This is a genomic window from Candidatus Leptovillus gracilis (assembly GCA_016716065.1).
Lineage (GTDB): Bacteria > Chloroflexota > Anaerolineae > Promineifilales > Promineifilaceae > Leptovillus > Leptovillus gracilis.
Window position 1 is genome coordinate 408,021 of the sequence record JADJXA010000001.1, and the last position, 20,349, is coordinate 428,369.

Sequence of the window (20,349 nt, forward strand, 5' to 3'; positions counted from 1 at the left end):
ATTGGCTCGCTTCAGCCTCCGGGAGGGTGAGAAAATGCTGTTCGCTGCGGCCGTTCCCGATCCACGCCACCCCGCCCCTGCCAGTGACCACGACATACCGAGACCGGCTGAAACCAGACAAGCTGCATCATCGCTTACGAACGCTGGCGCAGATGAATGTCGTAAACGCGCAGCGTTTCCGGGTGGAACAGCCAGGCCAGGCCCAACAACGGCTGCACCAGCGGGAAAAAGCCGTAATCGGCGCCAAAGTGCCGCCACACGGTGCTGCCAATCACATCCGGGATAATGAAACTGAGTGTCCCCACCACCAGCGTCATCGCCGATTCAAAGAGCAATACACCCACCGAGAGCTTCCAGGCCCAGGCGCGGCGCACAGCAAACCCGACAGTTGCCAACAGATAACTGGCAGCGGCGATAGCGCTGAGGTAAATAGGCAAAAAATCTGTCACCCCTTCTTTCAAGAAAAGCTGATAGATGGCGCGCGCGCCGGTGGAAAGGGCCAATACCGGATAAGACACGGCCAGGATAACGCCGGCCGCGCTGATAAACCCGGACAACCCGTTTTGGGCGATTGTTTCTGGCTGCGTCTGTTTGTCGGTTTGTTTAGATTGTGTCATGTCCTGTTATGCTCCTCGGTTATAAAGAGCCGACAGATCTCTGATACCTGTCGGCTTTGGTGATTATACCACGCCGGCGCAGCGGGGCTTTGTTAACAGAACCTTTACAAACTGTTAGCCGCGCCTTAACTGGCAGACGCCTGGATTCCGTCTCTGCGTATTGCCCTGACAAGTTGCCATGATATAATGCCTTCAATATGATGCTGCGAACGGAATACCTGTGGTAATCGTAAAACGATGGTCTTCTGGTGTGTGGTCTCTTAACCACCGGATAAGAGGTATGCAGACGGCCGTCACCTTACAACAACAATCTCCATGAGTGATACAATAACCCCTTCCAACACCAATGCGGCCGCCGCAAATGCGCCCAAAGTTGGTTTACAAATCTTCGCCGGGCGACGTGGACGCAAGCTCAGGGAGAATATGTTGGCTTATGCCCTTCTCTTTCCGGCGTTTCTGATTATTTTTACCTTCGGCATTTTCCCACTGGCTTTCTCCGCCTACCAAAGCACGCTCACCGGTCTGAATAAAATAGTAGGCACGTATACCGGCCTGGGCAACTATGTCAAAGCCGTCGCCAACCTGACCTATGTGATTGGCTTTTGGCTGGCGATTGGCTTTGGTTATACGGCCGTGCGCAGCCTGCTAAAAACCCGCCAAACCGCCCAGGAACACAACGAACGGCCGTGGCTCTGGCTCATTCCCGCCACGCTGCTCTCCGTCGGTATGCTCCTCTTCACCCGCTTCTTCTTCCTATTCCTGCCCCAACTGCTGGGCGTCGCCGACAAAATGCGCACCGCCCAACGCGCCGGCGAAGGCCCCCAATCCCTCCTGTTTCGGCAGTTCACCGGCGAAGCTTTCCGCCTGCCCCACGTGCAGCAAGCATTCTGGTTGGCTGTGGTTGTCCTCATCGCCGCCGCCATCCTCAGCTACGTTTTCAGCCGCGTCTTGCCAGACAGCCGCCATCAGGGCCAATATTACGGCAGCTTCGTCCAGGCATCCCTTCTCAGCCTCAGCGGCGCCATTTTGGCCTGGTACACCTGGACCGAAGTGCAACGCGCCTACGCCGAAGCGCTGGAAGCGGGCAAAACCTTAGACATTTGGGCGCAAGTCACCATCATCAGCGCCGGATTTGTGCTGCTCTTGCTCTCTTGGTGGTTGTGGGGCAGCGCCAGCCAGCGCGATTCCAACCTCAGCATGGCCTTGCGTCTCGGCGCGGCCGTCTTGCTGATGATCGGCGGCTACCTGCTCATTACCGAGCTGCCCCTGGCCATCGGCGCCGGCGACAAAAAATGGTGGTCCGGGCTGCGCACCACCGTTTACTACTCGTTGGGCACAATCCCGCTCCAGTTAGCCATCTCCCTGATGCTGGCGACCATCCTGTTTCAAGACATTCGTGGCAAATCGTTCTTCCGCATTCTCTACTTTCTGCCCTACATCACGCCTGTCGTCGGCGCGGCGGCCATCTTCCGCATCCTCTTTTCCGGCCGGGTAGATGCGCCCATTAACCGCATCGTCACCGGCCTCGGCTTTAACGCCCTGGGCTGGCTCAACGAACCTAAAGGTATCTTCCAAATGATGACCAGCAGCGCCATTACCCTGCCCGACTGGGCCGTCGGACCCAGCTTGTCGCTGGTCGTCGTCATTATCTTCAGCATTTGGACCTTTGTCGGCTTTAACACCGTCATTTTCCTGGCCGGGCTGGGCAGCATTCCCGGCACGTTGTACGAATCGGCCTCCATTGACGGCGCCGGCCGCTGGGCGCAGTTCCGGCACATTACCCTGCCATTGCTTTCCCCAACCATCTACTTACTCACCCTCTATGGCGTCATCGGCACGTTTAAGGCGTTTACCCACATCTTCGTCCTGCGCACCGGCGCTGCCCTCGGGACCACAGACACAGCCAGCGTCGTCATCTTCGACGCCTTCAATCGGGATACGCGCATTGGCTATGCGTCGGCTTTGGCCATGCTGCTGCTGCTTATTGTCATGGGGCTGACTATCGCCAACAACCGCATCGCCAGCAAACGAGTGTTCTATGGCTGATATAACCACCCCATCACCCCGGCAAAGCAACACGCCATCCCAATTGCACCCCAAAGCAATCCGCTTCGATGTGGGGAAGATGGTGATGTATCTCATTTTGATAGTCGGCGCGGCGGTGGCCGTCTTGCCTTTCATCTTCACCGTCAGCGTATCGCTGATGAACCTGACCGAAGCCACCGGCCGAACGCTTATCCCCTCCACACCCCAATGGGGCAACTACACCAGAGCCTGGCAGGAAGCGAAATTTGGCCTTTATTTTTGGAACAGCGTGCGCATCGCTTTTATTACCGTCACTGGTCAGGTGATTTTTTGCACGCTGGCCGCTTACGCCTTTGCCCAGTTTGAATTTCCGGGCAAAAATTTTCTGTTCGCTTTGCTGCTGTCTACATTGATTCTGCCGGAAGCCATCACCTGGGTTCCTAACTTCATCACCGTCTCCTGGCTGGGCCGGGTAACGCCGATCCAATGGATTAACAACTGGCCGGCATTGACAGTTCCGTTTATGGCCAGCGCCTTTAGCATTTTGATCTTGCGCCAATTTTTCCAGCAAATACCCGGCGAATTGTGGGATTCGGCGCAGATTGACGGCGCGGGTTATATGCGCTTTTTACTGCAAGTGGTCATTCCGCTGTCGAGACCGGCGCTGGTCAGCGTCATTTTGTTCAGCTTTATTGGCTCATGGAACGCCCTGGCCTGGCCAATTTTGGTGACGACAACGCCAGATTGGCGGCCGATTTCTTATGGCCTGTACAATTTTGTGGACGAGGGCGGCGCGCAAACCCATTTGCGCATGGCCGGGGCGGTGATCACCATTTTGCCGTTGATTATTGTGTATTTTTTCACCCAGAAGCAGTTCACCGAAGGAATTGCTACGACGGGCTTAAAAGGCTAATTCGCACAACACCATGTAAAGGAGGTGATGCCCGCGCCGGCTGCTGCATCGGCGGCCTGCCACCTGACGATATTCCACTTCTATTAGACTCGACGCCGACGTCTAACACGTCTGATTCACTTTATCAACACTTTTTGGAGGAGATTTTTGAAATGAACCATAAAACAATGAAACTTTTGCTGTTACTGTTTACGGCCGTTCTCTTCACCCTGGCTCTGGCTGCTTGTGGTGGGGACACAACCACGACCGAACCCGTCGCCCAGGCAACCACAGCGCCGGTTGAAGAAGTCGCCGCCGAACCCACCGAAGCGCCCATGGAAGAACCTACCGAAGAACCTATGGCCGAACCCACTGAGGCGCCCATGGAAGAACCCACCGAAGCGCCCATGGAAGAACCCATGACGGTCAACAACAGCCTGAACGGCGTTGACGAATGTATCATCGCCACCGACGGCCCCTTTGCTGGCGTGGACCCCACCGGCGTTAACATCGTCTGGTGGCACAACCACAGTGGTTCCCGCGAAGAAAAAATGCTGCCGTTGATTGATCAGTTCAACCAGAACAACGCCTGCGGCATCACCCTCGAAGCCCAAAACCAGGGCAGCTACGACGACATCCGCAACCAGGTCAACGCCAGCATCAACGCTGGCGACTTGCCGGCCGCGCTGGTTGTTGGCTATCAGAACGATCAAGCCTTCTACCAACTCAATGACACCCTGGCCGACCTGAACACCTTCCTGGCCGACGCCACTTGGGGTCTGAGCGAAGCCGACCAGGCTGATTTTTATCCCAGTTTCTTCGACCAAAGCATCCACCCGGTATTCGACAACCAACGCCTGGGCTTCCCGCCCAACCGCTCCATGGAAGTGATCTACTACAACCAGACCTGGCTGGAAGAATTGGGCTTCGATGGCCCGCCCACCACGCCCGATGATTTCCGTGAAATGGCTTGCGCCGCGGCTGAGGCCAATGGCGACGGAACCGGTGGCTTTATCCTGCGCGACGATGCGTCGGCGATGGCTGCCTGGACCTACGCCTTTGGCGGCGACATTCTCACCGAAGACGGCATGGCCTACTTGTATGATGGCGACGCTACCGTGGAAGCGATGGCCTTCTTGAAAGGCATGTTGGATGATGGCTGCGCCTACTTCTTCACCGAAGGTTTCCCGAACCCTGAATTTGCCGCCCGCCGGGCCATGTTCACCATGGGTTCCAGCTCTGGCATTCCTTTCTACGCTGGCGATGTGAAAACAATCGCTGAAGAAGGCAGCAAAGACCCCGACGTTTGGGGTGTAACGGCCGTTCCCTACACCACCGCCGAACCGGTGCAAAACATCTATGGTGGCGACATCATGATCACCAACACCACCCCGGAAGAACAACTGGCGGCCTGGATCTTCGTCAAATGGTTCACCACGCCGGAAGTTCAGGCGCAGTGGGACATTATCAGCGGTTACTTCCCGACACGCGCCGGGACCAGCGAATTCTTGACCGACTTCTTCACCGAGAATCCGCAGTGGGCGCAGGCGGTTGAACTGCTGCCCTTCTCCTATTACGAACCGCAGTTGATCTCCTACACCGCTGCCCGTGACGCCGCCCAGGCCACGTTCAACGCCATCATGCAGTTGTCCGCCGGCGCCACCACCGACGATATCCGCGCCCTTCTGACCGAGTTAACGGAAACGGCTAACGCTGCCCAGGAAGAGCTGATGTCCGAGGTTGGTCCGTAAAGGTCCGGAACACAATAATTTCCTGGTTAGACCTGACAAGTTTCCCCAAACTTGTCAGGTCTTGAGTGAACAGCCTCAAAGGTACACACCCTTGAGGCTGTTTCTTTTGACTTTTTATGAACGATTATTCTAACGCCCCCCAACCTGACGCCCTTCTGGCAGTGGCCCAGACAACGGCCGCTGCCGCCGGACAGATCATCCGCCAAAATTTCTACCAACCCCACCAGATCAGCAGCAAAGGCTTCCGCGATCTCGTTACCGATACCGATATTGCCGCCCAGGCCGCCATCACCGCTGCCATTCGCCATACCTGGCCGGATCATGGCTTCCTCACCGAAGAAGAAGACAGCGCTTTGCCCACGTCCGGCCCCATCATTTGGGTAATAGACCCATTGGATGGTACGACAAACTTTAGCCGGGGCCTGCCGGAAGTTTGTGTGTCCATCGCCGCCATGCGCTTCCCGGCCGCGAGTCGGCCAGAAATAGTGGCCGCGGCCATTTACGATCCGCTGCGCGACGAGTTGTTTAGCGCGGCGCACGGTCAGGGCGCTCATTTGCGCACGGGGGATGGGGTGATACGGCCGTTACACGTCAGCGCCATCCACACCCCTGGCGAAACGCTGCTCACCCACGATTGGAGCCACGTACCCATACACCGCCAACAAGGGTTGGACTGCATCAACCAACTGGCACACACCGTTTTTGGCATCCGCTGCGTCGGCACGGCCGCCCTGGCCCTGGCCTGGATAGCCGCCGGCCGCACCGACGCCTACCTGAACTTCAGCCTGAAACCATGGGACGTGGCCGCCGCCGCCCTGCTGCTGGCCGAAGCCGGCGGCCAACTGACCATGACGACCGGGGCGCCACTTTTGTGGGATGTGAAGGGCATGAGTTGTATTGGCAGCAACGGCCGTGTTCATCGCCTGTTGCTAGATATTGTGACAAAATACACAAGCTCGCCGACCGACAAATAAGAATTATTCACCCTACGCAACCAAGCGGCGGTTTGATACACTACAGACAATTGTGACACCGGGAACAAATCAACCCGGTATCTCCTGGCGGTTTGAACTATGCGCTGGCCTCATTATGAACACGTCTTTTTTGACTGTGATTCAACCCTCACCACCATCGAAGGCATTGACGTGCTGGCCGACTACGCCGGTAAAAAATGGCGCGTCGAAGTCCTGACCCGCGCCGCTATGGATGGCGAATTGGACCTGGAAGAAGTGTACGGCAAACGACTCCAGGCCGTAAAACCTACCCGCGAACAAATCCGCAGCATCCGTCAGGCGTATAAGCGCAACGTGGTGGAAGACGCCGCGGCGGTCATCGCCGCGCTGCAACACCTGGGGCACAAGGTTTACATCATCAGCGGCGGGCTGGCCGAGCCGGTGGAGGAATTTGGCATTTTCCTGGGTGTGCCCCAAGAAAACATCCGCGCCGTCGGCGTGGCCTACAACCAACTGTCCGGCGATTGGTGGCTCAACAACCAGCCCTACACCGAAGGCGACATGAAATACCTCACCTTTGAAGAAGGCGCGCTGACCATCAGCGATGGCAAGGCGCAAATTGTGCGCGAACTACTGGCCGGGCAGCGCGGCCGTTCGCTGCTTATTGGCGATGGCAACAGTGATTTATTGGCAGGCACGGCCGTTGACCTCTTCGTCGGTTATGGCGGCATCATCGAACGGCCGCGCGTGCGCGACCAGTCCCCCATCTACCTGCACACCACCAGTCTGGCCCCATTAACGGCCGTTGCCGCCGGTCCCGCCGCCCAACAACAACTACACAACAGCCCCCATTTACCCGTATTTCAAAAAGGCTTAGACCTAATCCAAACAGGAGCATTAACATTTAACGATGAACGACTCAAATCAAAATTCACCCAGGCACTCCATGCCACACGTCAAACTCTTCATCCCCGGACCAACGGAAGTCCGTCCTGAGATTCTGGACGCCCAGGCGGCATGGATGATCGGCCATCGGATGCCCGAATGCACCGACCTCATCGCCCGCATCCGCCCCAAATTGGGCCAGGTGTTTCAGACGGAAAAGCGCGTCCTGATCAGCGCCTCCACCGGCTCTGGGCTGATGGAAGCGGCCGTGCGCAACTGCGTCGGGCAAAAGGTACTCAACTGCGTCAACGGCGCGTTTAGCAAGCGCTGGCACGAAATCGTCGTCGGCAACGCCAAAGACAACGAGGTGCTGGAAGTAGAATGGGGCCAGCCCATCCTGCCAGAACAGGTGGCCGAGCGATTGGCTGGCGGCGGCTTCGATGCCGTCTGCCTGACCCACAACGAAACAGCCACCGGCGTAACCAACCCCATCCCCGAACTGGTGCAGGCCATCCGCCACAGCCCCAACGGCGACCAGATCATGATCTTGGTAGACGCTGTCAGCAGCCTGGGCGGCGCCGACATTCGTTTCGACGAGTGGGACCTGGACGTACTGCTGACCTCGACGCAAAAGTCGTTTGCCCTGCCGCCGGGGTTGGCGTTTGCGGCCGTCTCCGACCGGGCCATGGCCAAAGCGGCCACCATCCCCGACCGCGGCTGGTATTTCGACTTTCTCACTCTGGAGAAATACCTGGTCAAAGACCAGACGCCCTCCACTACCGTCGTTTCGCTGATGTACGCCCTGGATCAACAACTGGATTACATCCTGGCCGAAGGGCTGCAAAACCGTTTTGCCCGCCACCTGGCAATGCGCGACCGCACCATCGCCTGGGGCAAAGGGCATGGCATCGAAATCTTTGCCGCCGCCGGGTATGAATCGCCCACCGTTACCTGCTTCAGCAATAACCTGAACATAGACATCTCCGCGCTAAACAAATTCCTACGCGAACGGGGCATGATCATCTCCAATGGCTACGGCGCAAAATTGAAAAACGTCACCTTCCGCATTGCCCACATGGGCGACTTGCAGATGAGCGACATGGAAGAACTGTTTGCGGCATTAGACGAGTATCTGGCAGCCTAGACAAATTGGGAAGAGGCGTGTTTCCTCAGAAAGCCAGTTTGTAGGACAGGTTTGTTAATTTGTAGGGCAAGATAACATCTTGCCCTTTATTTTTGGGTTCTTCAGGATTTCACCAGGTAGACACCAGACGTAGGGGCGACCTTTGTGGTCGTCCTCGACTGGGCGGGGACAAGACCCGCCTCTACATCTAGCGATACCCCACGAGATCCGCAAGACCCCCTTTTTAGATGGCAGCTTACACAATATACCATGCCAGAGAGCCACATAACCCTATGTACCGAATTCTTGTATCAGACAAATTGGGCGCAGCCGGCCTGGACCTGTTAGATCAGGCCAACGACGTGCAGTACGACCTGAAACCGACGATGAGCAAGTCGGAGTTCCTACAAACCATCCCTGGCTATGAGGCGCTAATCGTGCGCAGCGGCACGGCCGTTGACGAAGACGTGCTGGCCGCCGGAACACATCTGCGCGTGGTGGGGCGGGCCGGCGTGGGCATAGACAACATAGATGTAGACGCCGCCTCCCGGCGCGGCATCATTGTCACCAATACGCCCACCGCCAACAATATCGCCGCCGCCGAACAGGCGTTAGGGCTAATGTTGGCCGTAAGCCGCCATACCGTTCCGGCCCACATTGCCCTCGGCGCCGGCGAATGGGAACGGTCCCGTTTTATGGGCAGCGAGCTGTATGGCAAAACGTTGGGACTAATCGGCTTTGGGCGTATCGGTCGGCTGGTGGCGGCGCGCGCCCACGCCTTTGGCATGGAAGTTGTGGCCTATGACCCTTACATTTCCGAGGCGATAGGGCGAGAAATGGGCGTGACGCTGCTGGACCTGGAAGACTTGCTGCCACAGGTGGATTACATCAGCCTGCACACCGCCTACACGGCGGAAACGGACCAGATCATCAACGCCGCGGCCATCGCCCGGATGAAGGATGGGGTGATTATTGTGAACGGGGCGCGGGGTAAGCTGATTGACGAGGCGGCGCTGGCGGCGGCGCTGCGCAGCGGCAAGGTGCGCGGCGCGGCGCTGGACGTGTACAGCGCCGAACCGCCGGTGGACAATCCTCTGTTAGGGCTGCCAAATGTCGTCCACACGCCCCATCTGGGAGCCAGCACCCACGAAGCGCAGACGGAAGTGGCGGCGCAAATTGTGGCCCAGGTGTTGGATGCGCTACGCGGCGTGGATTTTCGGCACGCAGTGAATATGCCTTTTACGGTGGGGCCAGGGGAGTATCAGAAGATACGGCCGTATATGCGTCTGGCCGAAAAGCTGGGCAAACTGGCCGTGTGCCTGGCCGATGGATTGATTCGGCAGGTAGAAGTGGAAGCCAGCGGCGAAGCGGTGGAAAACCAGGTGAAGGCGATTGCCGCCGCGCTGCTAAAAGGCATCCTCAGCGACAGCTACGACGGGCCGCTGAACGCCATCAACGCCCCCTTATTGGCCGAGCAGGCGGGTATCACCATCCGTCAGGCCAGGGGCATGAACGGCGTGGATTATCCCAACCTGGTTTCTTGCCGGGTGACATGGGATGGCGGCGAGCGGATGCTGGCCGGCGTGCTGTTTGGTGGCGCGGAGCCGCGTGTTGTGCAGTTGGATCAGTACAAGTTGGAAGCACGGCCGGAAGGTGTGCTGCTGATCATGCAAAATGAAGATGTACCGGGCGTAATTGGGCAAATTGGCACGATTTTGGCCGCCTATAAGGTGAACATTGGTGAGTGGCGCATGGGGCGGAATGAACCGGGTGGGCAGGCGTTGTCGTTTATCAACCTGGACAGTGTGCCGTCAGCGACGGCGCTGCACGCTTTGGGGGAGATTACGGCCGTTACCAAACTCAAGCTGGTCATTATCTAAAACAAGCGGTTGGCCCAGGCCAACCGCTTGTTTATTACTTATTCTTGGGGATGATCCGCACTTTGCGGCGGCCGCCTTCGCCGCTGCTTTCGGTGTAAACATATTTGTCTTCACGCAGCGCCATGTGGATGATGCGACGTTCGTGGGGCGGCATCGGTTCCAGGCTCATGGCTCGTTTTTGTTTGGCGACTTTTTGGGCCATGCGTTCGGCCAGGCGCGTCAGGGCTTGCTCGCGGCGTTGACGATAGCTTTCCACGTCAATGACAAAGCTGGCGCGTTGGTGTAGTTGGTGGCCGACCATCAGACGAGAGACGTATTGCAAAGCGTTCAGCGTCTCGCCGCGCGGGCCAATCAGGCTGCTCATGTCCTGGCCGTAAATCTCAATGACGTTGACCCGCCGGCCGGTCAGGTCGTCTGGCTCAGACAGGCTGGCTTGCAGAGTGGCATTGACGCGCATTTTGGCTAACAACTCACCGATAACGGTGACGGCCGTTTCCCCTTCTTGTTCACGCAAAGCCACTTCTTCGGCGCTTTCGGGGGTAATAACGGCCGTTTTGACCGGTTGTGGTTTGGGTTCTGGTTTGGGAAAGGTGGGTGATGGCGGTTGGGGAACGGCCGTGTACACCGGCTTCTGTGGCACTGGCAGCGGTTTTACCGGAACTGGCGGCGCGTCGGCCGCCGGTTTTACCGGCAATGACGGGGCGACAGGTGATTGGACCGGCTTCAAGCGCGTCAGCCGGACGACAGCCTCGCGCGCCCCAATGCCCAGCAACCCTTTGCTGCCTTTGTCCAAAATTTCCACTTCTACGTCATCACGCGACACGCGTAATTTACTCAGACCAGCGGCAATAGCCGCTTCAACATCAGATCCCTTCGCTTCAATTTTTTGTTCCATAGACATTTCTTCGACTCTCTTCGCTGCCTAGCGTTTCGCCGAGCGCTGTTTACGTTTAGAAGTTGGTGGTTTCGTTTTGTAAGGTTCAGGTCCACCCGTTTCACCGTCAGAAAATTCGCTTTTTTCCGGCAGCATCGTTTCCGCAGAAACCGAGGTCACTGGCTTAACGACGGCATCGCCGTGAGGCATGACACGCTGCATATACAAGCCCTGCAAAATCCCAATGACGTTGGAAAAGACAAAGTACAGCGATAACCCGGCCTGAAATTGCAGCGAAAAGAAGCCAAACATAATTGGCATGGTGTACTGCATAGACTGGGTCATAGCGGCCGTTGGGTCTTCTTGCTTTTTATCCTTACCATTTTGCGTCTTGGGTTTGGGGGTAAGATATTTTTGCTGCACAAACATCGTCGCCACAACCAAAATAGGCAAAATGAGGAAGGGGTCCGGCTGGCCCAGATTCCAGATAAACGCATGGTTGTTAATCGGCAGAATCAACGACAAATCAATGCCGTCATACACCCGCTGCGTCAGTTCAAACAACGCCTGGGGCGTCGTACCCAGCATAATCTGAAAGACCTGGAACATGCCAAAGAGAATGGGCATTTGGATGATGAGCGGCAGGCAACCGGTCAGCGTATCAGCCGGGTTATAGCCGATTTTGGCGAATTCTTCCTGCAGCTTCTGCGGATTGTCTTTATATTTTTTCTGAATTGCTTGAATTTGCGGTTGAATCTCTTGGGTCTTCATCATCGAGCGCTGCTGGCGGATATTCAGCGGCAGCGTAATTAAGCGAATGATGATGGTAAACACCGCAATCGCCAGAAGCAGGTTGTTGCCGAGAAAGTCATACAGCAACAACATCGCGTTTAGCATGGGGTTAACGACAAATTGAGCCCACATAAAATTTGATCCTATCCCAGGTGACTGGTTTGATTAATTAGCACTCGCCGCCAATGTCCACTGCTGGCTGCCTGTTTCACCATCAAAACCAGCCAGCAAAAAATCAGGGCTGTTGTGAAGCGCCACTACCAGGGTATTATCAACCATCACCGGCGTGGTATAAACCAGTCCCGGCGCTGCTTGCTGCCAGAGCTGTGCCCCAACGTCCGTCGAGAAAGCGGTTATCTGCCCATTGGAGCTTGCCAGATTGCCCTGTGACACAAAGTACACCAGGCCATCGGCAGCGATGGGGCTGGTTTGAATGGGGCCAACAACTGCCTTTTGCCAGAGCAAATCGCCTGTGTCTGCGTTTAAGGCAAAGACATTGCCTTGCAGATCGCCAAAGAAAACAGCGCCATCCACCACGGCCGGCGCACCCCATACCCAATCTGGTGTTGTATAGGCCCAGATTTCTGAGCCAAACTGGGAGCGGTCCAAGGCGTGGAGTTGGCTGTCGAAGCTGCCCACGTAGATACGGTCGCCGACGATGACAGGAGAGCCAGAAACGGCTCCGGAGGTTTCCCATTGGCCGAGCTTCGCGCCTGTTTCGACGTCTAAAGCGTAGACATTGCCATCCAATGACGATACATACAATGTACCATCGGCGAAGGCTGGCTGGCCCCAAATGGCATTTTCAGCCACAAAAGGCGCGTCCCACAGCGGCGCGCCGGTGTCTGTGTTGAGGGCAAATACATGGTTGTCGGCCGTGCCCACAAATACCCGGTCGCCAACAACCAGGGGCGGGGCCACGATTTTGTCGGCGGCTAAGCCAGACTGATCCCAAATGGTGGCGGGGGTGGTAGGCTGCTCTTGCAGACCTAAGATGTGGACGATGATTTTGGGGCTGAACATACCGCCAGCCGCGCCAAAATCGCCGATGACCACACGGCCGTCATCTACGGCCGGCGCGGCATAATATTGGGCAGAACTGCGGCTGGCCGGAAAGCTCCAGACGCGGCTCTGGCTGCTGACGTCGAAAGCGGTGACGTTTGCGCCATGGGCCAGGTATACAACGCTGCCAGCAGCGGATAACCCAGGCCAGTTTACGTTTTGCACTTGTCCGGTGCAAGCTGCCAGGACAAAGCTGGCGATGATGAGAAAAAAGGTAACTGGCTTAAGGAACGGCCGTTTTGCTGCGTACAAAGAGGAGCCTCCGATTAGGGAACCGGGTCATAACCGCCAGGATTAAACGGATGACAGCGCGCCACGCGCTTCACCGCCATCCAGCCACCTTTTAAAAAGCCATGCCTTTCAATGGCTTCATAGCCATAATGCGAGCAAGTAGGCGTAAAGCGGCAGCTTGGCGGAAAGGCCGGTGAGATAAATCTTTGATAAAAGCGAATGAGCAACAGGGCAAAGCGCTTCATGACATCCCCGTGGTTGAGGCGGGGTCGTCGTGTTGTGGCGCTTGCAGCAGATGTAAGCGTGTTAACAAAGAGAGTACGGCCGTTTCCACTTCCCAGTATGACGCACCAACTATCTCGTGGCGGGCGATGAACACACAATCGTAACCCTGTTCAATTTCCATCAAATGACCACGAACTGCTTCACGCAGTAAACGCCGGGAGCGGTTTCGCTGCACGGCGTTCCCAACGCGGCGGCTGGCGATAAACGCAAACCGGCTAACATCCAACTCATTTGGATGAGCAATCAGCACAACCAGGGGATGACGACGACTCCGACCCTCTTGTCTGACACGTTTCAGATCGGCAGAACGCCGCAAACGATAGTGAAGTTGCAGCATCCCCCAAGGCTAAAGCCTAGCCACCTTTGCCTTTGTAAAGATTGCCTTGCCGCTTCACCGAGCGGTAAGCAGTCGCCGAAGTGGCGTTCCAATTGATCCGCTTGCCAAATTGATTCATGTCAACGGTTAACGAGCGGCGGCCTTTGGCGCGGCGCGTTTTTAACACGTCCCGCCCACCTTTGGTCTGCATCCGCTGACGAAAGCCATGAACACGCATCCGGCGGCGGATTTTTGGTTGATATGTACGCTTTACCATGTCTAAATTCTCCCAAAAAAACCAGGGCTTTGAAGCCCTGTGATGATTTCATGCCAGGTTATCATGCTGCCACACTGCTGATAAGGCAGTGCGACGTAAAATTATACATGAGCGGTATAGGTGGGTCAAATCTACGGTAGTCCTGGTTTTATACCTGATCCATAGATTCGATGATCTGGCCCACCAGTCCGTAATCCTGGGCCTGTTTGGCCGACATCCAGAAGTTACGGTCTGTGTCTTTTTCCACTTTTGCCAGTGGTTGGCCGGTCTGGGCGGCAAAGGTCTCGTTGAGGCGCTTGCGCATCTTGATGATCTCTTCCGCCTCAATGGCAATGTCTGAAGCCTGGCCGACAGTGCCGCCCATGGGTTGGTGGAGCAAAAAGCGCGTATTGGGCAAACTGTAGCGGTTCTCTTTGTCGGCGGCGGCATAAATGAGAGCGCCGGCGCTGGCAACCCAACCGGTTCCAATGATTTTGACGGTTGGCTTGACAAAACGAATCATGTCGAAGATGGTATCGCCGGATTCCACATGGCCGCCGGGGGAGTTGACGATGATTTTGATGTCGTCATCGGAATCGGCCGCCAACACCAGGAGCTGCCGGGTAATTTCCTGGGCGACCTGCATGTTAATTTCGCCAAAGAGCAGGATAGTACGGGTCTCCAACAGCTTCTCTACCAGGTTAAAGCGGGGGCTTTTGTCGTTTTCCGGTTTCTGCGCCGGTTGTTCTTGCTCTTGCTCTTCTTCCAGTTCTTCGTCTTGTTCTTGTTCTTCTTCCATGAAATGAGTCATGTGTCGGTCTCCAGGTTGATTTGCGCCGCCGGATGGGGGCAGTGGTTGTTGAATGGCTAGTAGACGTAAACCGCGATCCGTATGATGTTTTCCGTTGGCATTTGCCAAAGACCGCGCCCTACGGAATACGGGATACGGATTACCGAATACGTGTACTAGATTATGCCTGATTACCATTAGATTGGCGTAAACGGCCGTTACCCCAATGACTCGCAGGCAAAGTGAATTGTGCCACGGAGCGGCTTATCCTTCAAATAAAAAGGGGCGCAGTACGCGCCCCTGGGGTAAATCGTTAGGATGTGTTAATGGTTAACGCTTGAGGTTGGTGAAGGCAGCCAGTCCGGGATAGACGGCCGTATCGCCCAATTGGTCCTCAATACGCAGCAGTTGGTTGTACTTGGCAACCCGGTCGCTGCGCGCCGGCGCGCCGGTTTTGATCTGCCCGGCGTTCAAGCCCACCACCAGGTCGGCGATGGTGGCGTCTTCGGTTTCACCACTGCGATGGCTGACAACGGCCGTCCAGCCATGCCGGTGTACCATATCAACCGCCTGAATAGATTCTGTCAGGGAGCCAATCTGGTTCACTTTGCAGAGCAAGCTGTTGGCTGCCTGGCGTTCCAGCGCCATCTCAATGCGCTTGACATTGGTCACCAGCAAGTCGTCACCGACAATTTGGATGCGGCTGCCCAGTTTGAACATCATCAACTGCCACGCGTCCCAGTCATCCTCAGCCAGCCCATCTTCGATGGAAATGATGGGGTATTTATTGACCAGGTCCACGTAAAAGTCCACCATTTCCGCGCCGGTAAGCTGCTTGCCTTCCACTTTCATGTTGTACAGGCCATTTTCGTAAATCTCTGAAGCAGCCGGGTCCATAGCAAACATGATCTGTTCGCCCGGTTTGTAACCTGCTTTTTCGATGGCAGCCAACATCAGTTCAAACGGTTCGGCATTGTTCTTCACGCGGGGAGCAAAACCACCTTCGTCGCCAACAGTGGTTCCGTACCCTTTGCTGTCCAGTACCTTTTTTAAGCTCTGGTAGATTTCAGCGCACCAGCGGGCCGCTTCGGCAAAGGTGGGCGCGCCGACGGGCATGATCATGTATTCTTGCAGGTCGGTGGCCCCGGCGGCGTGTTTGCCGCCATTCATAATGTTCATCATGGGCACGGGCAGGGTGCGCGCGGAGACGCCGCCCAGGTAACGGTACAGGGGCAGGCCCACGCTGATGGCCGCCGCTTTGGCGACGGCCAGAGAAACGCCCAAAATGGCGTTGGCTCCCAGGCGTTCTTTTTTCTCGGTCCCATCCAGAGTAATAAGCGCCTGGTCTATGCCCACCTGATCGGTGGCGTCCCAACCAACAATGGCTTCGGCGATTTCTTCGTTGACGGACTGGACGGCTTGCAGCACGCCTTTACCGCCATAGCGGCTTTTGTCGCCGTCGCGTTTTTCCCAGGCTTCGTGAATGCCGGTGGATGCGCCGGAGGGCACAATGGCTGAACCGACGGAGCCATCGAACAGTAAAACTTCAACTTCTACAGTGGGGTTGCCGCGAGAATCCAGCACTTCACGGCCGTGAATTCCTTCAATATAGGTCACAGGTATCACTCCTTTGCTAAAGCCTAAAGATTCGGGAAAACCTTTAGCGTCTTGCGAAAACTATTTTTTTGACAATCGTTCAAGTTGAAAGACCACCCGCAACTATACCGAAGCCGTCCTGAAACCGCAACCACAGGCGTCATGAGAAATACCTGTCATTTATCATGTTATCGGGCGATGGCTGGCAAAATCCACAATACAATCATGCCCGCCACAATCGTCCACAGCACATTTTTGCTGCGCCAGGCGACGACGGCCGCGAACAGGCCAGCCAGCAGCCGCTCGTTGCCCAGAGAGATGTCTGGCGCGCCGCCGGGCATGAATAGTTCGGGGAAGATGATGGCGCAGAGTACGGCCGTTGGCACAAAACGCAGCGCCTGCCTGGCCGTTGCGCCAATCTCCATGCGCTCCAGCAGCAGCAGCGGCCCCAGCCGCAGCCCATAAGTCACAATCCCCATGCCGATAATCGCCAGCCAAATGTTCATAGATTTGCCTGCCTGCGGCGCTTACTCCGGTTCTCCAAGACCACGCCAATGCCAATGCCGGTCAGCGCGGCGGCCATGAGGCCCAATTTGTAGGGCAGGCTGTAGGCCAGCAGCGCCATCACACCAGCCGCCACCGCTGCTGCCACAAACGGCCGTTCCTTTAACGCCGGCACAACAATGCCAATAAAGGTCAGCGCCAGGGTGAAATCCAACGACCAACTGGCCGGAACTTCCGCGCCCAAGAAAATGCCAATGGCCGTGCTGAGCTGCCACGACGCCCATAATGTCAGCCCGGCTCCCAGAAAAAACCAGTGTTTGTGGACAACGGCTGTGTGGCGATTGGCGTAGTGGACGGCCGTTACCGCATACGCCTCATCCGTCAGCAAGTACGCCAGCAGCCAGCGCCAGCGGCGCGGCAGATGGCCCAAATCTGGGCTTAGGGCGGTGCTGTACAAGACGTGGCGCAGATTCACAACGGCCGTCGTCAACCACAATACCGACAGCGGTGCGGCCGCGCCCAACAACTGCGCCCCAATAAACTGAGCCGAGCCGGCAAACACAATCGCCGACATCGCCTGCGCCTGCCAGGCATTCAGCCCGGCCGCCAGGGCCAACACGCCATAAATCATGCCAAAAGGAATCACCCCCAGGGCGATGGGCAGTTCGGCGCGAACGCCGACCCACCATTGGGTCAGGCGCGGCCGCGTTTGTGATTGAGGTTGAGGCATCATGCTAGAGATGGTAATGGGGTCGCGGCAGAGAAGCAAATAGCCAGGAACAACAATTTTGCCGCAGGCCAATGGCGTCTATAATTAGGTGATTGGCCTGACGGGTCATATGGAGCAATGAGGCTAGAATTGTCAAATCTTAAAGATTTGACAACTCTATTTTCAGGAGGAAGACCATACATGCAAGCATTGGAATCGCTTAAACATGGGTTGGGATTGGGCAATATTTTGCTCATATTGGCGTTGTTCATCCCGGCGGCTGTGGTATTGGAATTGACCCATGCCGATCCGGTAATGGTTTTTGTGGTAACGGCCGTTGGCGTTATCCCCCTGGCCGGTATGATCGGGCAGTCTACAGAGTCTCTGGCCGAAAAAGTGGGGCAGCGGTTAGGTGGCCTGCTCAACGCCACCCTGGGCAACGCCGCCGAACTCATCATCTCCCTCGTCGCCCTGCGCGCCGGGTTGATCAATCTGGTTCTGGCCTCCATCACCGGCTCCATTTTGGGCAATTTGCTGTTGGTATTGGGCCTGTCTCTATTGGTCGGCGGCATCAAAAATGGCAAACAAACCTTCAACCGCTCCAACGCCGGCATAGACGCCACCCTGCTCATCCTGTCGGTTATTGCCCTGGGCATCCCGTCGTTGTTCAACTGGGCGTTGGAGCCAGACTTTGCCGCCGTTGAAGGATTGAGCCTGGGCGCTTCCACCGCCATGCTGGTGATGTATGGCCTGGTGGTACTCTATTCATTTACCTCGCAGCCCAACCACGACGACCCGGTCATACGTGAGGCCCACGCCCCATCCGGTTGGTCCACCACCCACGCACTGGTCATTTTAACAGTCGCCGTCGCTCTGATTGTGGTACTCAGTGAAATTCTGGTGGGCGCGGTGGAGCATGTCACTGAACTGTTAGGCTGGAGCGAGTTTTTCATCGGCATCATCCTCATTCCGCTGATCGGCAACGCCGCCGAACATCTGGTGGCGGTGCAGGTAGCTATCAAAAACAAGATGGACCTGAGCCTGAGCATCGCCATCGGTTCCAGTTTGCAGATCGCCCTGTTTGTCGCTCCTCTGCTGGTGTTCCTGAGCTTGCTCATGGGCAACCCGATGCAGTTGGAGTTTACCCAATTTGAACTGGCAGCTGTAGCCGCCGCCGCGTTTATCGCCGCCTTTGTGTCGCTAGACGGGGAAAGCATCTGGCTGGAAGGGGCGATGCTGTTGATTGTGTACGTCATTTTGGGATTGGGTTTCTTTTTCCTGTAACGGCCGTCTCTCATCACCATGAACACACCTTCCACGCGCGCCCGACTCTTTGGTTACCTGGACAACCTGCGGCAAATGAGAACATGGGGTGTTCCCCAGGCGCAGGTAGACGAGGCCATCAACCGGGCCGAACTGCGTATCTTGCCATTTATCTATGGCAGCATCACCTTCTTTTTTATCGCCTATCTCCTGATCCAGATCGTGTTTTTGCGCGAACCGGGGATGCCGGTGCTGGTGGCGGCCGGCCTGGCCAGCACCCTGCTGCTGGCGGTGCTGTGGGCGCTGCTGGTGCAGAACAAGTTTTCACCCTGGCAGGCCGAAAAGTTAGCCGCCGTTTTGGCCTTCACCGTCCTGGTGAACATCCAACTCCGCTTTTACCTGACCCAAGACCCCAAACAGGCAGCCAACCTGGCCCTGTTTGTTTTTGGCGTCAGCGTCTTATTCCACGCCACGCGCTGGTACTTGTTCATGATGGCCCTGGCGTTTGCCGCGCTGGGCCAGGCGTTTCTCTTTTTTGTAGACGGGCAAGATTTCCGCTATTACCTGGTGGTGCTGTTGGCGGCGGCGGCCACCGGGTTGGTAGCCCACATAGGCCGCGTGCAGGCTTACCGGCGGGCGGAGATTTTGCGCATGTTGGGCGAGCAGCGCGAACAGGAGCTGCAGCGCCTCAACAGCGAAATCAAACAGTTTAATCAGCAGTTGGAGGCAATGGTCGCCGAGCGCACCCAGGCTTTGCAGGCCGCTTATACCCGCCTGGAACGGCTGGACAAGACCAAAACCGACTTCATCGCCATCGCTTCTCACGAACTTCTGACCCCCCTGACCATCATCAACTTAAATGCGCAGATGTTTATGCAGGATGAACAGGTGCGCCAAGATGAGGTCTATGCGCGCTGGTCGCAGGGCATTGATACCGGTGTGGTGCGGATGCAAGAAGTGGTAGATCGCATGTTGGATGTGGCGAAGATAGACAGCCAGTCGTTGGATTTGCAGCCGGCGCCGCTGGACCTGCGCTTTTTGCTGCGCCAGACGGCCAATCGTTTTCGCGCCGCCCTGGCCGAACGCCACCTGAGCCTGGAATTTGCGCCCCTGGCGAATTTGCCAGAGGTGGAAGCCGACGCCGAGGCGATGCAGAAGGTGTTTTATCACCTGTTTATGAACAGCATTAAGTATACACCAGACGGCGGGCAGATTTGGGTGGACGGCCGTTTCCTGCCACCATCTTCCGTAGAAATCACCATCGCCGACAGCGGCATTGGCATTGCCCCGGATGTGCAGCCCTTTATCTTCGACAAGTTTTACCAGACCGGCGAAGTGATGCTGCACTCCTCCGGCAAGACCAAATTCAAGGGGGGCGGCTCTGGGCTGGGGCTGGCGATTGTCCGTGGGATTGTGGAGGCGCATCACGGCCGTGTCTGGGTAGAAAGCCCGGGCCTGGATGAAGCTGCCTGCCCTGGCAGCCGCTTCCACATCGTCTTACCGCGGCAGCAACCCAATACCACTGTGAATTGAGTTGTGAAGTCT

The 20,349-nt window shown here is 56.6% G+C and carries 20 protein-coding genes; 9 read left to right on the top strand and 11 right to left on the bottom strand.

Translation table 11 applies throughout. The features are described 5' to 3' along the window. Positions 1 to 134: 134 nt before the first annotated feature. Positions 135 to 572: a hypothetical protein gene (locus tag IPM39_01765; GenBank protein ID MBK8984803.1), complete on the bottom strand. Its 438-nt coding sequence runs from the start codon at positions 570 to 572 to the stop codon at positions 135 to 137. 360 nt (positions 573 to 932) lie between these two features. Here IPM39_01765 and IPM39_01770 point away from each other — a divergent pair, with 360 nt between their 5' ends. The 7 genes from IPM39_01770 (at position 933) to IPM39_01800 (ending at position 10,126) form a co-directional block, all read left to right on the top strand. Continuing rightward, positions 933 to 2,663 carry a sugar ABC transporter permease gene (locus IPM39_01770; protein MBK8984804.1) on the top strand — a complete coding sequence of 577 codons (1,731 nt, stop codon included), beginning with the start codon at positions 933 to 935 and terminating at the stop codon, positions 2,661 to 2,663. Positions 2,664 to 2,742: 79 nt separating this feature from the next. Beyond that, the gene (locus IPM39_01775) at positions 2,743 to 3,555 is read left to right on the top strand and encodes a carbohydrate ABC transporter permease (protein MBK8984805.1); all 813 of its coding nucleotides are present in this window, start codon (positions 2,743 to 2,745) and stop codon (positions 3,553 to 3,555) included. Between the two features lie 152 nt (positions 3,556 to 3,707). Beyond that, positions 3,708 to 5,285: an extracellular solute-binding protein gene (locus tag IPM39_01780; protein MBK8984806.1), complete on the top strand. Its 1,578-nt coding sequence runs from the start codon at positions 3,708 to 3,710 to the stop codon at positions 5,283 to 5,285. Positions 5,286 to 5,401: 116 nt separating this feature from the next. Then, positions 5,402 to 6,259, top strand: a complete 858-nt coding sequence (locus IPM39_01785; protein ID MBK8984807.1) for an inositol monophosphatase — start codon at positions 5,402 to 5,404, stop codon at positions 6,257 to 6,259. Between the two features lie 99 nt (positions 6,260 to 6,358). Further along, positions 6,359 to 7,234 (top strand): HAD-IB family phosphatase, encoded by an 876-nt coding sequence (locus tag IPM39_01790; GenBank protein ID MBK8984808.1) that lies wholly within the window; start codon positions 6,359 to 6,361, stop codon positions 7,232 to 7,234. Further along, positions 7,185 to 8,267, top strand: coding sequence for an alanine--glyoxylate aminotransferase family protein (locus IPM39_01795; protein MBK8984809.1), 1,083 nt, complete (start codon positions 7,185 to 7,187; stop codon positions 8,265 to 8,267). Before IPM39_01790 ends, IPM39_01795 begins: the two co-directional genes overlap by 50 nt. A gap of 272 nt (positions 8,268 to 8,539) precedes the next feature. Then, positions 8,540 to 10,126: a phosphoglycerate dehydrogenase gene (locus IPM39_01800; GenBank protein MBK8984810.1), complete on the top strand. Its 1,587-nt coding sequence runs from the start codon at positions 8,540 to 8,542 to the stop codon at positions 10,124 to 10,126. Positions 10,127 to 10,160: 34 nt separating this feature from the next. On the opposite strand, the gene IPM39_01805 is transcribed toward IPM39_01800, so the two are convergent. From IPM39_01805 to IPM39_01850, 10 genes are all read right to left on the bottom strand, one after another. Then, entirely contained in the window at positions 10,161 to 11,021 is an 861-nt protein-coding gene (locus IPM39_01805) for a Jag N-terminal domain-containing protein (GenBank protein ID MBK8984811.1), read from the bottom strand. A gap of 27 nt (positions 11,022 to 11,048) precedes the next feature. Then, positions 11,049 to 11,924 (bottom strand): membrane protein insertase YidC, encoded by an 876-nt coding sequence (locus tag IPM39_01810; GenBank protein ID MBK8984812.1) that lies wholly within the window; start codon positions 11,922 to 11,924, stop codon positions 11,049 to 11,051. A 33-nt stretch (positions 11,925 to 11,957) separates the two neighbouring features. Next, on the bottom strand, positions 11,958 to 13,106 hold the full coding sequence (locus IPM39_01815) for a PQQ-like beta-propeller repeat protein (protein MBK8984813.1): 1,149 nt from the start codon (positions 13,104 to 13,106) through the stop codon (positions 11,958 to 11,960). A gap of 14 nt (positions 13,107 to 13,120) precedes the next feature. Then, complete coding sequence (gene yidD / locus IPM39_01820; GenBank protein MBK8984814.1) at positions 13,121 to 13,330, bottom strand: membrane protein insertion efficiency factor YidD; 210 nt, start codon at positions 13,328 to 13,330, stop codon at positions 13,121 to 13,123. Next, on the bottom strand, positions 13,327 to 13,707 hold the full coding sequence (rnpA, locus tag IPM39_01825) for a ribonuclease P protein component (protein ID MBK8984815.1): 381 nt from the start codon (positions 13,705 to 13,707) through the stop codon (positions 13,327 to 13,329). Before rnpA ends, yidD begins: the two co-directional genes overlap by 4 nt. A gap of 16 nt (positions 13,708 to 13,723) precedes the next feature. After that, positions 13,724 to 13,963, bottom strand: a complete 240-nt coding sequence (rpmH, locus tag IPM39_01830) for a 50S ribosomal protein L34 (protein ID MBK8984816.1) — start codon at positions 13,961 to 13,963, stop codon at positions 13,724 to 13,726. Between the two features lie 148 nt (positions 13,964 to 14,111). Continuing rightward, entirely contained in the window at positions 14,112 to 14,741 is a 630-nt protein-coding gene (locus IPM39_01835) for an ATP-dependent Clp protease proteolytic subunit (protein ID MBK8984817.1), read from the bottom strand. A 321-nt stretch (positions 14,742 to 15,062) separates the two neighbouring features. After that, positions 15,063 to 16,355 (bottom strand): phosphopyruvate hydratase, encoded by a 1,293-nt coding sequence (gene eno, locus IPM39_01840; protein MBK8984818.1) that lies wholly within the window; start codon positions 16,353 to 16,355, stop codon positions 15,063 to 15,065. Between the two features lie 161 nt (positions 16,356 to 16,516). Further along, positions 16,517 to 16,834, bottom strand: a complete 318-nt coding sequence (locus tag IPM39_01845) for an AzlD domain-containing protein (GenBank protein ID MBK8984819.1) — start codon at positions 16,832 to 16,834, stop codon at positions 16,517 to 16,519. Then, on the bottom strand, positions 16,831 to 17,562 hold the full coding sequence (locus IPM39_01850) for an AzlC family ABC transporter permease (protein ID MBK8984820.1): 732 nt from the start codon (positions 17,560 to 17,562) through the stop codon (positions 16,831 to 16,833). The genes IPM39_01845 and IPM39_01850 overlap by 4 nt, the downstream gene beginning before the upstream one ends. A 180-nt stretch (positions 17,563 to 17,742) precedes the next feature. On the opposite strand from IPM39_01850, the gene cax reads away from it, so the two are divergent. Together cax and IPM39_01860 are read left to right on the top strand one after the other, a co-directional pair. Then, positions 17,743 to 18,825, top strand: coding sequence for a calcium/proton exchanger (cax, locus tag IPM39_01855; GenBank protein MBK8984821.1), 1,083 nt, complete (start codon positions 17,743 to 17,745; stop codon positions 18,823 to 18,825). A gap of 18 nt (positions 18,826 to 18,843) precedes the next feature. Then, positions 18,844 to 20,337, top strand: coding sequence for a HAMP domain-containing histidine kinase (locus tag IPM39_01860; protein ID MBK8984822.1), 1,494 nt, complete (start codon positions 18,844 to 18,846; stop codon positions 20,335 to 20,337). Positions 20,338 to 20,349: the final 12 nt, after the last annotated feature.

Excerpts from the sequence above, each read along its gene's own strand:
- IPM39_01770 (MBK8984804.1), top strand. The coding sequence starts at position 933 with ATGAGTGATACAATAACCCCTTCCAACACCAATGCGGCCGCCGCAAAT.
- IPM39_01775 (MBK8984805.1), top strand. The coding sequence starts at position 2,743 with ATGGTGATGTATCTCATTTTGATAGTCGGCGCGGCGGTGGCCGTCTTG.
- IPM39_01780 (MBK8984806.1), top strand. The coding sequence starts at position 3,708 with ATGAACCATAAAACAATGAAACTTTTGCTGTTACTGTTTACGGCCGTT.
- IPM39_01785 (MBK8984807.1), top strand. The coding sequence starts at position 5,402 with ATGAACGATTATTCTAACGCCCCCCAACCTGACGCCCTTCTGGCAGTG.
- IPM39_01790 (MBK8984808.1), top strand. The coding sequence starts at position 6,359 with ATGCGCTGGCCTCATTATGAACACGTCTTTTTTGACTGTGATTCAACC.
- IPM39_01795 (MBK8984809.1), top strand. The coding sequence starts at position 7,185 with ATGCCACACGTCAAACTCTTCATCCCCGGACCAACGGAAGTCCGTCCT.
- IPM39_01800 (MBK8984810.1), top strand. The coding sequence starts at position 8,540 with ATGTACCGAATTCTTGTATCAGACAAATTGGGCGCAGCCGGCCTGGAC.
- IPM39_01805 (MBK8984811.1), bottom strand. The coding sequence starts at position 11,021 with ATGGAACAAAAAATTGAAGCGAAGGGATCTGATGTTGAAGCGGCTATT.
- IPM39_01810 (MBK8984812.1), bottom strand. The coding sequence starts at position 11,924 with ATGTGGGCTCAATTTGTCGTTAACCCCATGCTAAACGCGATGTTGTTG.
- yidD (MBK8984814.1), bottom strand. The coding sequence starts at position 13,330 with ATGAAGCGCTTTGCCCTGTTGCTCATTCGCTTTTATCAAAGATTTATC.
- rnpA (MBK8984815.1), bottom strand. The coding sequence starts at position 13,707 with ATGCTGCAACTTCACTATCGTTTGCGGCGTTCTGCCGATCTGAAACGT.
- rpmH (MBK8984816.1), bottom strand. The coding sequence starts at position 13,963 with ATGGTAAAGCGTACATATCAACCAAAAATCCGCCGCCGGATGCGTGTT.
- IPM39_01835 (MBK8984817.1), bottom strand. The coding sequence starts at position 14,741 with ATGGAAGAAGAACAAGAACAAGACGAAGAACTGGAAGAAGAGCAAGAG.
- IPM39_01845 (MBK8984819.1), bottom strand. The coding sequence starts at position 16,834 with ATGAACATTTGGCTGGCGATTATCGGCATGGGGATTGTGACTTATGGG.
- IPM39_01850 (MBK8984820.1), bottom strand. The coding sequence starts at position 17,562 with ATGCCTCAACCTCAATCACAAACGCGGCCGCGCCTGACCCAATGGTGG.
- cax (MBK8984821.1), top strand. The coding sequence starts at position 17,743 with ATGCAAGCATTGGAATCGCTTAAACATGGGTTGGGATTGGGCAATATT.
- IPM39_01860 (MBK8984822.1), top strand. The coding sequence starts at position 18,844 with ATGAACACACCTTCCACGCGCGCCCGACTCTTTGGTTACCTGGACAAC.